Annotated in this window: 9 protein-coding genes; 7 read left to right on the top strand and 2 right to left on the bottom strand. The window is 71.3% G+C overall.

Going from position 1 to position 14,438, the window contains the following annotated elements:
- Positions 1–56 precede the first annotated feature (56 nt).
- Both ACIBJG_RS00095 and hflX read left to right on the top strand, forming a co-directional pair.
- Positions 57–1,520 (top strand): M1 family metallopeptidase, encoded by a 1,464-nt coding sequence (locus ACIBJG_RS00095; protein ID WP_399302255.1) that lies wholly within the window; start codon positions 57–59, stop codon positions 1,518–1,520.
- A 133-nt stretch (positions 1,521–1,653) separates the two neighbouring features.
- Positions 1,654–3,174, top strand: a complete 1,521-nt coding sequence (gene hflX, locus ACIBJG_RS00100) for a GTPase HflX (RefSeq protein ID WP_399302257.1) — start codon at positions 1,654–1,656, stop codon at positions 3,172–3,174.
- A gap of 72 nt (positions 3,175–3,246) precedes the next feature.
- On the opposite strand, the gene ACIBJG_RS00105 is transcribed toward hflX, so the two are convergent.
- Both ACIBJG_RS00105 and ACIBJG_RS00110 read right to left on the bottom strand, forming a co-directional pair.
- A complete protein-coding gene (locus tag ACIBJG_RS00105) occupies positions 3,247–4,416 on the bottom strand; it encodes a trypsin-like serine peptidase (RefSeq protein WP_399302259.1) in 1,170 nt (389 codons plus the stop codon).
- A gap of 246 nt (positions 4,417–4,662) precedes the next feature.
- Positions 4,663–5,892 carry a trypsin-like serine peptidase gene (locus tag ACIBJG_RS00110; protein ID WP_399302261.1) on the bottom strand — a complete coding sequence of 410 codons (1,230 nt, stop codon included), beginning with the start codon at positions 5,890–5,892 and terminating at the stop codon, positions 4,663–4,665.
- Between the two features lie 361 nt (positions 5,893–6,253).
- Here ACIBJG_RS00110 and ACIBJG_RS00115 point away from each other — a divergent pair, with 361 nt between their 5' ends.
- From ACIBJG_RS00115 to ACIBJG_RS00135, 5 genes are read left to right on the top strand one after another with little or no spacing between them, the layout of a single operon-like run.
- Positions 6,254–7,696 (top strand): diaminobutyrate--2-oxoglutarate transaminase family protein, encoded by a 1,443-nt coding sequence (locus ACIBJG_RS00115; protein WP_399302263.1) that lies wholly within the window; start codon positions 6,254–6,256, stop codon positions 7,694–7,696.
- 29 nt (positions 7,697–7,725) lie between these two features.
- The gene (locus tag ACIBJG_RS00120) at positions 7,726–9,615 is read left to right on the top strand and encodes an IucA/IucC family protein (RefSeq protein ID WP_399302265.1); all 1,890 of its coding nucleotides are present in this window, start codon (positions 7,726–7,728) and stop codon (positions 9,613–9,615) included.
- Between the two features lie 56 nt (positions 9,616–9,671).
- Positions 9,672–10,391 carry a GNAT family N-acetyltransferase gene (locus tag ACIBJG_RS00125; RefSeq protein ID WP_399302267.1) on the top strand — a complete coding sequence of 240 codons (720 nt, stop codon included), beginning with the start codon at positions 9,672–9,674 and terminating at the stop codon, positions 10,389–10,391.
- A 60-nt stretch (positions 10,392–10,451) separates the two neighbouring features.
- Positions 10,452–12,356 (top strand): IucA/IucC family protein, encoded by a 1,905-nt coding sequence (locus ACIBJG_RS00130; RefSeq protein ID WP_399302269.1) that lies wholly within the window; start codon positions 10,452–10,454, stop codon positions 12,354–12,356.
- Between the two features lie 50 nt (positions 12,357–12,406).
- Positions 12,407–14,377 (top strand): ATP-dependent DNA helicase, encoded by a 1,971-nt coding sequence (locus ACIBJG_RS00135; RefSeq protein WP_399302270.1) that lies wholly within the window; start codon positions 12,407–12,409, stop codon positions 14,375–14,377.
- Positions 14,378–14,438 lie beyond the last annotated feature (61 nt).

Raw genomic sequence — 14,438 nt, forward strand, 5'->3', positions numbered from 1 at the left:
GTGGCGCGGCGCGCGCCGTCCCGGTACGGCGGGGGCCGCGCTGGTAGCCGTAGTCCATGCCGTTCCTCTCCCGCCGTCTGCGGGCCGCCCTGCTGGCCGCCGCGTCGGCCACCCTCGTTGCCGCCACCCTGCCCGCACCGGTGCCCCTCGGCATCGGGGACCCGCTCTTCCCGCACCTCGGCAACCCCGGATACGACGTACTCGCCTACGACATCGGCCTCAGCTACCGGGGCCGCAACACCGAACCGCTGGACGCGGTCACCACCATCGACGCGCGGACGACCGAGCCGCTGGAACGGATCAATCTCGACTTCACCCGCGGAACCGTCCGCTCCGTCGAAGTCAACGGCCTGCGCGCCGACTTCGCGGCCGAGGGCGAGGACCTGATCATCGAGCCGCCGGGCAGCCTCCCCGCAGGAGTGCCGCTGCGCATCACCGTCCGCCACACCAGCGACCCCTCGGGCGAGCAGGACAGCGGGGGCTGGGTGCGGACCGCCGACGGGCTCGCCATGGCCAACCAGGCCGACGCCGGGCACCGCGTCTTCCCCGGCAACGACCACCCCGCGGACAAGGCGTACTTCACCTTCCGCGTCACCGCCCCGCAGGAGCTCACCGTGGTGGCCAACGGTGAGCGGACCGGGCGCGTCCGGCACGGGGACCGCACCACCTGGACCTACCGCACCGGCCACCCCATGGCCACCGAACTGGCCCAGGTCAGCATCGGCCGGTCCACCGTCGTCGAGCGCACCGGTCCGCACGGGCTGCCCGTGCGCGACGTCGTGCCGGCCGCCGACCGGGAGAAGCTGGAACCGTGGCTGAAGAAGACGCCCGGGCAACTGGAGTGGATGGAGAAGCAGGTCGGCCGCTACCCGTTCGAGAACTACGGCGTGCTGATCGCCGACACCGAGACCGGATTCGAGCTGGAGACCCAGACCCTCTCCCTCTTCGAGCGCCGTCTGTTCGCCGACGGCGGCTTCCCCGAGTGGTACGTCGACTCGGTCATGGTCCACGAGCTGGCCCACCAGTGGTTCGGCGACAGCGTCTCGCCGCGGACCTGGTCCGATCTGTGGCTCAACGAGGGACACGCCAGCTGGTACGAGGCGCGCTACGCCGAGGAGCACGCCGGCAAGTCGCTGGAGCGCCGCATGCGCGACGCCTACACCCGCTCGGACGGCTGGCGGGCCGTGGGGGGCCCACCTGCCCGGCCCGCCGCGCCGGCGCCCGGCGAGAAGATCAGTCTGTTCCGGCCCGTGGTGTACGACGGAAGCGCACTGGTCCTGTACGCGCTCCGCCAGCAGATCGGCAGCGGTGCCTTCGAACGGCTGGAGCGGCTCTGGGTGAGGAAGCACCGCGACTCCGACGCCGCCACGGCCGACTTCACCGGCCTGGCGTCCCGGGTGGCCGGACGCGACCTGACCGCGTTCTTCGACGGCTGGCTGTACGGGAAGAAGACACCGGCGATGCCGGGGCATCCGGACTGGCGCACTACGACACCGCGCGGGAGCGGGAAACCCGCGTGACGGGCAGGGCCCGCCGTGCCACTATCGACGGGTCGCCACGCCCGCCGGACCGGAGAAATCCCCCAGAGGGAATCATCCAGGGAGGTCACGCGTTGTGACTGATGTATCCCACTCCTCTCGACGTAAGGATCCAATGACCTCCTCTTCTTCCCTTCCCCAGGACGCGCAGGACGCGCAGAGTGCCACGGAGAACGTCACCGAGAGCCTCACCGAAAGCCTTCGGGCCGACGCCCTGATGGAAGAGGACGTCGCCTGGAGCCACGAGATCGACGGAGCGCGGGACGGCGATCAGCAGGACCGCTCCGACCGCGCCGCACTGCGGCGTGTGGCGGGACTCTCCACCGAACTCGAGGACGTCACCGAGGTCGAGTACCGGCAGCTGCGCCTGGAGCGCGTGGTGCTCGTCGGTGTCTGGACCTCGGGCACGGTGCATGACGCGGAGATCTCCCTCGCCGAGCTGGCGGCACTTGCCGAGACGGCCGGGGCCCAGGTGCTCGACGCCGTCTTCCAGCGCCGCGACAAGCCCGACCCGGCCACCTACATCGGTTCCGGCAAGGCGATCGAGCTGCGCGACATCGTTCTCGAAACTGGGGCGGACACCGTCGTGTGCGACGGTGAGCTCAGCCCCGGCCAGCTGATTCACCTGGAAGACGTCGTCAAGGTCAAGGTGGTCGACAGGACCGCCCTGATCCTCGACATCTTCGCCCAGCACGCCAAGTCCCGTGAGGGCAAGGCGCAGGTCTCGCTGGCGCAGATGCAGTACATGCTGCCGCGCCTGCGCGGCTGGGGTCAGTCGCTGTCCCGTCAGATGGGCGGCGGCGGTTCCAGCGGCGGTGGCGGCATGGCGACCCGTGGTCCCGGTGAGACCAAGATCGAGACGGACCGGCGGCGGATCCGCGAGAAGATGGCGAAGATGCGCCGGGAGATCGCGGAGATGAAGACCGGCCGCGAGATCAAGCGCCAGGAACGCAAGCGCAACAAGGTGCCTTCCGTCGCCATCGCGGGCTACACCAACGCGGGCAAGTCCTCGCTGCTCAACCGGCTGACCGGTGCGGGCGTGCTGGTGGAGAACGCACTGTTCGCCACCCTCGACCCGACCGTGCGCCGGGCCGAGACGCCGAGCGGCCGGATCTACACGCTCGCCGACACCGTCGGGTTCGTGCGGCACCTGCCGCACCACCTGGTCGAGGCGTTCCGTTCCACCATGGAGGAGGTCGGCGAGTCCGATCTCATCCTGCACGTGGTGGACGGCTCGCACCCGGTGCCGGAGGAGCAGCTCGCCGCGGTGCGCGAGGTGATCCGCGAGGTGGGCGCGCTGAACGTGCCGGAGATCGTGGTGATCAACAAGGCGGACGCGGCCGATCCGCTGGTTCTCCAGCGGCTGCTGCGCAACGAGAAGCACGCGATCGCGGTGTCGGCACGGACCGGTGCGGGGATCGACGAGCTGCTCGCGCTCATCGACAGCGAACTGCCGAGGCCGTCGGTCGAGATCGAGGCGCTCGTGCCGTACACCCAGGGCGGACTGGTCTCCCGGGTGCATGCCGAGGGCGAGGTGATCTCCGAGGAGCACACGTCCGAGGGCACCCTGCTCAAGGCACGGGTGCACGAGGAGCTCGCTGCGGACCTCGCCACGTTCGTACCCGCGGCGCACTGAGCGCGGCAGTCATGGACGGAGGGCCCGCACCCCATGGGGTGCGGGCCCTCCGTCCATGACCGGGCGCGGGTGCTACCGGGCTCCGAACTTCTCGCTCATCATCGTGAAGATCTGCTGCGCGCCCTCACCCAGGTGCGGTCCGGCCAGCCAGCCCGCTGTCGCGGGGCCGATGGAGGTGTTGGAGACGAGGGCCAGCTTGCCGTCGGTGGTCTCGCTGAACCAGCCGCCACCGGACGAGCCGCCGGTCATCGTGCAGCCGATGCGGTACATCGTGGGGGTGCCGGGGCTGATGGAGAGCCGCCCGGGAAGGTCGACGCACTTGTGCATGATCAGGCCGTCGTACGGGGGTGCGGCAGGGTATCCCCAGGCGCCCATCGGGTTGCTCGACGCCGCCTCGGGGACGTCGAAGTCGACCGGCAGCGCGTTGCCGACGGTCTCCTCCAGGGACTTGGTGCCGTGCTCCGGCTTCACGTGCAGGACCGCGTAGTCGTACGGAGCGCCTTCGCCGCCGGTGGGACCGCCGTCGGCCAGCCACTCGCCGGAGGTGCTGGCCCAGTCCGCCCAGTAGGCGCCGTACGGGGCGACCTCCTGCGGCTGCGCGTTCTTCAGCGCCGCGGCGTCCTTGCCCTTGTCGTTGTAGGCCGGTACGAAGACGATGTTGCGGTACCAGCCGCCTTTCGCGCCGGCGTGGACGCAGTGGCCGGCCGTCCACACGAGGTTGGACCTGCCCGGGTTCTTCGGGTCCTTGACGACGGTGCCCGAGCAGACCATGGTGCCCTCGGGGGAGTCGAAGAACACCTTGCCTACCGGGGCCGCGTAGTCGTGGTACGGCGTCTTCTCGCGCTCGGCCGTGACCGGCTCCGGCTCCGGGTCGCTGACGCCCTGGCCGCCGGAGAGGTCCCCGGCCGACATCGTCTTGGCCGGGTCCTTCGCCGCCTTCATCCGGTCGGGCTTCCACAGTCCGTCGATGACCGGGTTGACGAAGTCCTTGGCCTCATGCAGCCACTTGTCCTTGTCCCAGTCCTTCCACTCGCCGCTCTTCCACTTGTCCAGGTCGACACCGTGCTTCTTCAGGGTGTCGGCCAGATCGGCGGGCAGGCCGCCGGAGTCGTTGCCGTCGGCGGACGCGGTGGCGGCGGGCTTGTCGGCCGCCGCTTCCTCGCTCGGACCGCAGGCCGTCGCCGTCAGCGCGAGGACGGCGACGAGGCCGGTCGCGGTGAGCAGCGGGCGTATGGATCGCATGAAAAAGATTCCCCCTGAAACCCTTTAATGGCATGAGCCTGTCATGCCGGATGCCGGACTGACCGGCTGTCGGTGATGTGCGGGCACCACCCTATGGCGGCCCGGAAGGTGTCCGTTGCCACCGAAGGGGCAGGCCGCCTGCGGTGAGCGATGCCGGGAGGTCCAGGGGCCCCCGGCGGAAGGTGTTGTTCCGCCGAAGGCCCCTGATATGCCGTCGTCCACACCCGGGCGGACGGCGGTCCGTGCTTACTGACCCGCGTACTTCTTGCTGACGGAGTCGTAGACGCCCTTGGCTTCCTTGCCGAGTCGGGGCCCGGCCAGCCAGCCGGCCGTCACCGGTCCGATCGAGGTGTTGGAGACCAGTGCGGGCTTGCCGTCCTGCCCTGCCGCGACCCAGCCGCCACCGGAGGAACCGCCGGTCATCGAGCAGCCGATGCGGTACATCGTCGGGTCGTCCTTGGTGAGCGAGATCCGGCCCGGCTTGTCCTTGCACTGGAAGAGCTTCTGGCCGTCGTACGGCGGAGCGGCCGGGAAGCCGGTGGCCGTCATGTCGGCGATCTTGGGCACCGCCGGGGCGTTGAACTCGACCGGCAGCGCCGAACCGACCGTCTCCTCCAGGGACTTGCCCGAAGAGCCCTTCTCCGGCGTCACGTGCAGCACGGCGAAGTCGTACGGGGCACCCAGGCCGCCGGCCGAGGCGCCCTGGTCGATCCACTGCTCGGAGGTCTGCGCCCACGAACCCCACCACACGCCGTACGGGGCGACCTTCTCCTTGGGCGGGTCGTTCCGCAGCTCGTCGGTCGACAGCCCGCTGTTGTTGTACGACGGCACGAAGGCGATGTTGCGGTACCAGCCGCCCTTCTTGCCCGCGTGCACACAGTGGCCCGCCGTCCACACCATGTTGGACTTCCCCGGGTGCGCCGGGTCCTTCACCACGGTTGCCGAGCAGACCATCGAACCCTCGGGGCCGTCGAAGAACAGCTTCCCGGACTCGGCGGCGTTGTCGTGGTAGGGCGTCTGTACGCCAACGGCCCGGACCGGGGCGGGTGTCGGGTCCGTCACGCCCTCGTCGCCGGAGATGTCGTTGTCGACCGGCTGCTCGGGCGCCTTGTCGGCGTCCCGCATCCGGTCCGGGTCCCAGAGGCCCTCGATGACGGGGTTGATGTAGTCCTTGGCCTCACGCAGCCACTTGTCCTTGTCCCAGTTCTTCCACTCGCCGCTCTTCCACTGGTCGAGGTCGATCCCGTGTTCCTTGAGCCGGTCCTTCAGATCATCCGGAATGGTGATCTTGTTGTCCGACGTCTGGCCCGCGGAACTGCTGCTCGGCTCGGTGCTCGCGTCGTCCTCGCTCGGCCCGCAGGCCGTCGCGGTGAGGGCGAGGACGGCGGTGACCGCCGCTGTGGCGAGCACGGTGGAAGGGGTGCGGCGAGCGTTCCCCCCGCGGCGTGCGGTGAATCCTGGTCGAATGAGTCGCATCTGGTGATCCCCCTGGGACTTCGTAACCCAACGCTTCTGTACTGCACGTGCGCACTGCTGAACCGCACACGGACCGGCTCCGACGGACGGCCGTCCGCCTGTCTTTCCGGGCAGGCCGAGCTGCCGGGAGGTTGTCCCGGAGCCACGGCACGGTCCCCCACTATGCCGGTGCGGCCGTCGACGGCGTGCGGCAGGGCCCTGGTTCAGGCCCGCAAGGATCTTCGGATATACCCGTGATCCGCCGCGCCCGGCGTCGTTGGTACGTACGGGGGACACGGAGACAGCGTTCACCCCCGCAGTCCGTCCTTGCGGAATCGTGCTGACGTGCAACGCAACTGTTACAGCGGGAGGATCAACAGCCGTGGCCGTGACCGAACCAGCTCCGGCACCACCACTGGGTCCCGTCCGGAGTTCCAGCGCGGACGCCGCGACGCCGCGGGGGAACTCCGGACAGGACCCAGCGCCCCACGAAGGCATCCTGCGCCGCCAGTCGCTGCGTGAATCGGCCGCCCGCACCTATGCGCGGTCGCTGCCGATCGTGCCGGTACGGGCCCGCGGGCTGACCATCGAAGGGGCGGACGGGCGGCGCTATCTCGACTGCCTGTCCGGGGCAGGGACTCTGGCTCTCGGGCACAACCACCCCGTCGTCCTGGAGGCGATCAAGAAGGTCCTCGACTCCGGTGCGCCCCTGCACGTGCTGGACCTGGCCACGCCGGTCAAGGACGCCTTCACCACCGAGCTGTTCGCCACCCTGCCGCGGGAGTTCGCCGACGACGCCCGGATCCAGTTCTGCGGGCCGGCCGGCACCGACGCGGTCGAGGCGGCGTTCACGCTGGTACGCGCCGCCACCGGGCGCAGCGGCCTGCTCGCCTTCACCGGCGCGTACCACGGCATGACGGCGGGCGCCCTCGCCGCATCAGGCGGTGCCGAGGACGTACGGGTGACCCGGCTTCCGTTCCCGCAGGACTACCGCTGCCCCTTCGGCACCGGCGGCGAGCAGGGTGCGGAACTCGCCGCGCGCTGGACCGAGAGCGTGCTGGACGACCCCAAGAGCGGAACACCCGCACCGGCCGGAATGATCGTCGAACCCGTCCAGGGCGAAGGCGGGGTCAACCCCGCCCCCGACGGCTGGATGCGCCGGATGCGGGAGATCACCGCGTCCCGGTCCATCCCCCTGATCGCCGACGAGGTGCAGACCGGCGTCGGCCGGACCGGTGCCTTCTGGGCCGTCGAGCACAGCGGCATCGTGCCCGACGTGATGGTGCTCTCCAAGGCCATCGGAGGCTCCCTCCCGCTCGCCGTGATCGTCTACCGCTCCGAACTCGACACCTGGCAGCCAGGTGCCCACGCAGGCACCTTCCGCGGCAACCAGCTCGCCATGGCCGCCGGCACCGCCACCCTCGCCCACGTACGGGAGAACCGGCTCGCCGAGCGCGCCGCCGACCTCGGCGCCCGGATGCTGGCGAGCCTGCGGTCCCTGGCCACCCACCACCCGTGCATCGGCGACGTCCGCGGGAGGGGCCTGATGATCGGCGTCGAACTCGTCGACCCCGAGGCCGCCCCGGTGGGCGCGGGCGGCGAGGCACCACCGGACCCGGTCCTCGCCACGGCCGTCCAGCAGGAGTGCCTGCGCCGCGGACTCATCGTCGAACTCGGCGGCCGTCACTCCACGGTCGTACGCCTGCTCCCACCCCTCACGCTCACCGACGAACAGGCGACGGCGGTCGTCGACCGCCTCGCCGACGCCCTGGCAGCCGCCGAGCGCTCACCGCACCGACGGACCGTGACCGGGTCGATCCGCTGACCCCGGAAACCATCACAGGAAAGACCGCCGTGAACCCCACCCCCGCGCCCGAGGCCGACGGCCCTCCCTCCAGCAACCACCGGGGAGAGGCCGGAACCTCCGGCCCCCTCGCCGTGGAGGCGTCGACCGTGCCGCGCCAGAAGGAGGTGCCGCACGGTCAGTGGCACGCCCACACGGCGACTGCCCGCCCCGAACCGGCACCCGACCCCCTGGACCACCCGGACCCGCTCCGCGCCGCCGACGTGGCGGGCATCGAGAACCTGCTGCGCTGCTGGGTCCGCGAATGCGACCTGCCCCGCCCGGAAGGGGAGACCCTCCGCATCCCGCTCCCCGCCAGCGGCACCGCCCTGCTCGTCCCCGTCCGCCACTGGTCCGCTACCGGCTGGCACCGCTTCGGTCCGCCTCTCCTGGAACAGGCACCCGAGGGCGCGCCGACCGCCGATGCCGTCACCGTCGCCGCACTCCTGGGGCGCGAGGCCGACCACAACGAGGGCGCCGACATGGTCGCCAGGGTGGCCGACTCGGTACGCCGGACCGCCGGATTCATCGCCGGGCAACGGCGCCGGCCCGCTGCACCCGCCGAGGCGGACCTCTTCCTGACCGCGGAGCAGTCACTCCTCCTCGGCCACCCGCTCCACCCCTCGCCCAAGAGCAGGGAGGGCCTCTCCGACTCCGAGTCCCGCCTCTACTCGCCCGAGTCGCACGGTTCCTTCCCGCTCCACTGGATGGCCGTCGACCGGTCCGTACTGGCCACCGACTCCGCCTGGACCGACCACGGCCGGCCGGTCCCGGCCGTGGAACTCGTGACCCGCCACGCCGAGGGCCTCCGGCTTCCCGCACGCACCGCACCGATCCCGCTCCACCCCTGGCAGGCCCGCGAACTGGCCATGCGGCCCGAAGTCGCGGCCCTCGCCGACTCCGGCCTGCTGCACGACCTCGGTCCCTACGGCGAACGCTGGCACCCCACCTCCTCGGTGCGCACCGTCGGGCGGCCGGGAGTCGACCTCATGCTGAAGCTCTCCCTCGGCGTGCGCATCACCAACTCCCGCCGGGAGAACCTCCGCAAGGAACTCCACCGGGGCGTCGAGGTCCACCGGCTGCTGCGCACCGGACTCGCCCGGCAGTGGCACGCGGTCCACCCCGGATTCGACATCGTCCGCGACCCCGCATGGCTCGCGGTCGACACCCCCGAGGGCGAACACATCCCCGGCCTCGACGTGATGCTGCGCCACAACCCCTTCGACCGCTACGACGACGCGGTCTGCATCGCCGGGCTCACCGCGCCGCGCCCCTGGCCCGACCGGGCGGGCATGCGGTCCCGCCTCGCCGACATCGTCCGCCGCCTCGGCGCCGCCACCGGGCGGACCACGACCGCCGTCGCCGCCGAGTGGTTCCTGCGCTACCTGGACCGCGTGGTGCAACCGGTGCTCTGGCTCGACGGCCACGCGGGGGTCGCCCTCGAAGCACACCAGCAGAACACCCTGGTGCTGCTCGACGCCGAGGGCTGGCCGGTCGGCGGCCGCTACCGCGACAATCAGGGCTACTACTTCCGCGAGTCCCACCGCGCCGCTCTCGACCGCAGGCTCCCCGGCATCGGAGCGGTCAGCGACACCTTCGTCTCCGACGCCGTCACCGACGAACGCTTCGCGTACTACCTCGGCATCAACAACGTGTTCGGACTGATCGGGGCGTTCGGCGCCCAGCAGCTCGCCGACGAACAGGTGCTCCTGGCCGCCTTCCGGCGGTTCCTCGGATCGGCCGCCGCACTCGGCTCCCCGCTCCCCGCACAGTTGCTGGAAACCCCCCGTCTGCGCTGCAAGGCCAACATGCTCACGCGCCTGCGCGGCCTCGACGAGCTCGTCGGACCAGTGGACACCCAGTCCGTGTACGTCACCATCACCAACCCCCTGTGCGGCTGAGGAAACCACCCCGTCCCAGCCGGGACGCCCAACCGTCGAGAGAGGAGAGCGTCACCGTGCCTCCCGCCGATGCGCCCACCGACCCCGGGCCCGCCCGCCAGGCCGGGCCGGGCCCCGAGGACACGCTGGACCTGCGGATCACCGCCGAACTGCTCGCCCTCCTGAGCGAGGAGGCCCCGGCGTACGGGTACGGACCGGCGGACTCCGGTCTGCTCGACGGGCCCGCGGAGTGGAAGCCCGTCACGACCCCGGCCGGCGTGTTCCAGCTCGTCCCCGTGCGGCTGGAGCGCGACCTCGCCGTGATCAGCGGCTGGATGAACGACCCCGCCGTCGCGGCCTTCTGGGAACTTGCCGGAGCCGAGACCGTCACCGCCCGGCACCTGATGCCCCAACTCGACGGCGACGGCCGCAGTGTTCCCTGTCTGGGAGTGCTCTCCGGCGTCCCGATGAGCTACTGGGAGATCTACCGGGCCGACCTGGACCCCCTGGCCCGGCACTGCCCGGTCCGGCCGCACGACACCGGGATCCACCTCCTCATCGGCGACGTGGACCAGCGGGGCCACGGGATCGGGAGCACCCTGCTCAGGGCCGTCTCCGACCTCGTCCTCGACAACCGCCCCCGGTGCACACGGGTCGTCGCCGAGCCGGACCTCCGTAACACCCCATCCGTCTCCGCGTTCCTGCGTGCCGGATTCCGCTACTCCGCCGAGGTCGAACTCCCGGAGAAGCGGGCCGCGCTGATGGTCCGTGACCGAGCCCACCGTGCCCAGCTGTGAACGATCCGCTGTCCTGCCCCCATCGCTCGAACCCCGTCGGTTCCCTCCCGAGGAGTCCCCGTGCCGAAATATCCCCCGAGCAGTGACGCAGCCCAGACGCCCACGCTGCTCAGCACCCCGGAACTGAACCGCGCGGTCTGGGACCGGGCCGCCGCCCGGATGCTCGCCAAGATGCTCGGCGAATTCGCCTACGAGGAAGTCGTCCGGCCCGTTCCGCGATCCGCCGGTGGCGATACGTACACCCTCGTGCTCGACGACGGCGGCAGCCTCGGCTTCACGGCCCGGCGGGGCGTCTACGGGAGCTGGCGCGTGGCGCCCGACTCGATCCGTGAGGCGAGCAGCGCGGCGACGGAGGCGGACGCGGCCGCCGGGGCCGAGAGCGAGGCAGGGGGAGGGGCGCCGGACCGGCGGGGCCCGGTCGCGGGCAGCGTCCCCTTCCGCGATCCGCTGCTGTTCCTCGCCCGTGCCCGCCGCCTCCTCGGGCTCGACGGCGCCACCCTCGGCCATCTGGTCCGGGAACTCACCACCACGCTCACCGCCGACGCCCGCCTCGACCACGGGGCGCTCAGCGCCGCCGAGCTGGCCGAACTCGACTACGCCGAGCTCGAAGGCCACCAGACGGGCCACCCCTGGATCGTCGCCAACAAGGGGCGGCTCGGCTTCTCCGCCACCGACGCGGCCCGCTTCACCCCCGAGGCCCGCACACCGGTCACGCTGCCGTGGATCGCCGTGTCCTCCCGGATCGCCGCCTACCGGGGCGTGAACGCGCTCGCCGACCCCGGCCGGCTCTACGCCCAGGAGCTGGACCCCGCGGTCCGCGAGTCCTTCGCCGCGGCCCTGCGCGGTCGCGGCCTCGACCCGGACGGCTACTACTGCCTGCCCGTCCACCCCTGGCAGTGGGACGAGTGGATCGTGCCCCTGTTCGCCCCGGCCATCGCCGCCGGCGACATCGTCCCCCTGCACGCCGACCCGGACCTGCGGCTGCCGCAGCAGTCCATCCGCACCTTCGCCAACCTGGCACGGCCCGACCGGCACACGGTCAAGCTCCCGCTGTCCATCCTCAACACTCTGGTCTGGCGGGGCCTGCCGACCGAACGCACTCTCGCCGCTCCCGCCGTCACCAGCTGGGTGCAGGGAATGCGCGACAACGACCCGTTCCTGCGCGACACCTGCGGCGTCATCCTCCTCGGCGAGGTCGCCTCGGTCACGGTCGAGCATCCCCTCTACGACCACCTCCCCGAGACGCCGTACCAGTTCAAGGAGATCCTCGGAGCGATCTGGCGCGAGCCGCTCCTGCCGCGCCTGGCCCCCGGTGAGCGCGCCCGCACACTCGCCTCGCTGTTGCACACCGACCCGAAGGGCCGCGCCTTCACCGCCGAGCTGGTCGCCCGCTCCGGTCTCACGCCGACGATCTGGCTCACCCGGCTCTTCGCCGCGCTGCTCCCGCCGCTGCTGCACTTCCTGTACCGCTACGGCACCGTCTTCTCCCCGCACGGCGAGAACGCCATCGTCGTCTTCGACGAGCACGACGTCCCGGTGCGCCTGGCGATCAAGGACTTCGTCGACGACGTGAACGTCAGCGCCCGGCCGCTGCCCGAGCACGACACCATGCCACCGGACGTGCGGCGTGTCCTGCTCACCGAGGAGCCCGCCTTCCTCACCCAGTTCATCCACTCCGGGCTCTTCACCGGGGTCTTCCGCTTCCTGTCCCCGCTCTGCGAGGAACAGCTCGGCGTCCCGGAGAGCGAATTCTGGTCACTCGTCCGGGCGGAGATCCTGCGCCACCACGCCCGCTTCCCGGAGCTGAAGGAGCGGTTCGAGATGTTCGACATGCTGACGCCCCGCATCGAACGCCTCTGTCTGAACCGCAACCGCCTGCATCTGGACGGCTACCGCGACCGGCCCGAGCGGCCGCACGCGGCGGTCCACGGCACGGTGGCCAATCCGCTCCACCCCTCCGCATGAGTCCGGGAGTGACCGTTGTTGTCAGTGGCGCCCCGTAGGCTGGTCCGGCTATGACGAAGCCATCCCTCCCCGAGCTCCTGCACGCCGCCGTGACCGCCGTAGGCGGTACGGAGCGACCCGGTCAGGCCGCCATGGCCGACGCTGTCGCCGAGGCCGTGGACGACCATTCCCACCTGCTCGTGCAGGCGGGCACCGGCACGGGCAAATCGCTCGGCTATCTGGTGCCCGCGCTGGCACACGGCGAGCGCGTCGTGGTGGCCACGGCGACCCTGGCCCTCCAGCGGCAGCTCGTGGAGCGTGATCTTCCGCGTACGGTCGACGCCCTGCATCCGCTGCTGCGACGCCGCCCGCAGTTCGCCATGCTCAAGGGCCGGTCGAACTACCTCTGTCTGCACCGCCTCCACGAGGGCGTGCCGCAGGAGGAGGAAGAGGGGCTCTTCGACCAGTTCGAGGCGGCTGCCCCGTCGAGCAAGCTGGGCCAGGACCTGCTGCGCATGCGGGACTGGGCGGACGAGACGGAGACGGGCGACCGGGACGACCTCACCCCCGGCGTCTCGGACAAGGCCTGGGCGCAGATCTCCGTCTCCTCACGGGAGTGCCTGGGCGCCACCAAGTGCGCGTACGGTGCCGAGTGCTTCGCCGAGCAGGCCCGCGAGCGCGCCAAGCTCGCCGACGTGGTGGTGACGAACCACGCGCTCCTGGCCATCGACGCCATCGAGGGCGCCCCGGTGCTCCCGAGCCACGAGGTGCTGATCGTCGACGAGGCCCATGAGCTGGTCTCCCGGGTCACCGGGGTGGCCACCGGCGAGCTCACCCCCGGCCAGGTCAACCGCGCGGTGCGCCGCGCGGCGAAGCTGGTCAACGAGAAGGCGGCCGACGCCCTGCAGACGGCTTCGGAGGGCTTCGAGCGGGTGATGGAGCTGGCACTGCCCGGCCGGCTTGAGGAGGTCCCGGAGGACCTCGGGTATGCGCTGATGGCGCTGCGCGACGCCGCCCGTACGGTGATCACCGCAATCGGCTCCACCCGCGACAAGTCCGTCCAGGACGAGGACGCGGTCCGCAAGCAGGCGCTGGCCGCGGTCGAGTCGATCCACGGCGTCGCCGAACGCATCACGCAGGGCTCCGAGTACGACGTCGTCTGGTTCGAGCGCCACGACCGCTTCGGCGCCTCCGTGCGGGTAGCCCCGCTCTCGGTCTCCGGGCTGCTGCGGGAGAAGCTCTTCGCCGACCGCTCCGTGGTCCTCACCTCGGCCACCCTCAAGCTCGGTGGGGACTTCAACGGGGTGGGGGCCTCCCTCGGCCTCTCCCCGGAGGGCACCGCGGGTGATGACGTCCCGCAGTGGAAGGGCCTCGACGTCGGCTCGCCCTTCGACTACCCGAAGCAGGGGATCCTGTATGTCGCCCGGCATCTGGCGACCCCCGGCCGGGAGGGTTCCCGCACCGACATGCTCGACGAGCTCGCCGAGCTGGTGGAGGCCGCGGGCGGGCGCACGCTCGGGCTGTTCTCCTCCATGCGGGCGGCCCAGGCGGCCGCCGAGGAGCTGCGGGGCCGGCTGGAGAAGCCGATCCTGCTCCAGGGCGAGGAGACCCTGGGGGAGCTGATCAAGAACTTCGCGGCCGACCCCGAGACGTGTCTGTTCGGCACGCTCTCGCTCTGGCAGGGCGTCGATGTCCCCGGCGCGAGCTGCCAGCTGGTGATCATGGACCGGATTCCGTTCCCTCGGCCCGACGATCCGCTGATGAGCGCGCGGCAGAAGGCTGTCGAGGAGGCTGGGGGCAACGGCTTCATGGCCGTGGCCGCCACGCACGCGGCCCTGCTGATGGCCCAGGGCGCCGGCCGTCTGGTCCGCGCCACCGGGGACAAGGGAGTCGTCGCGGTGCTCGACCCGCGCCTGGCCAATGCCAGGTACGGCAGCTATCTCCGCGCCTCGCTCCCCGACTTCTGGTACACCACCGACCCGAACCAGGCCCGCCGCTCGCTCGCCGCGATCGACGCGGCGGCCAAGGCCGATGCGAAGTAGGCCCGCGAGGCCATGGAGACATGGCTAGGGCCCCTGGATCCGTACTGCGGATCCAGGGGCC

Origin of the sequence: Streptomyces sp. NPDC050422 (assembly GCF_044458665.1) — a bacterium.
In the GTDB taxonomy this organism is placed as follows: Bacteria; Actinomycetota; Actinomycetes; order Streptomycetales; family Streptomycetaceae; genus Streptomyces.

Bases quoted from the DNA above. Each gene is read 5' to 3' on its own strand.
- ACIBJG_RS00110 (WP_399302261.1), bottom strand. From the start codon at position 5,892: ATGCGACTCATTCGACCAGGATTCACCGCACGCCGCGGGGGGAACGCT.
- ACIBJG_RS00135 (WP_399302270.1), top strand. From the start codon at position 12,407: ATGACGAAGCCATCCCTCCCCGAGCTCCTGCACGCCGCCGTGACCGCC.
- hflX (WP_399302257.1), top strand. From the start codon at position 1,654: ATGACCTCCTCTTCTTCCCTTCCCCAGGACGCGCAGGACGCGCAGAGT.
- ACIBJG_RS00095 (WP_399302255.1), top strand. From the start codon at position 57: ATGCCGTTCCTCTCCCGCCGTCTGCGGGCCGCCCTGCTGGCCGCCGCG.
- ACIBJG_RS00105 (WP_399302259.1), bottom strand. From the start codon at position 4,416: ATGCGATCCATACGCCCGCTGCTCACCGCGACCGGCCTCGTCGCCGTC.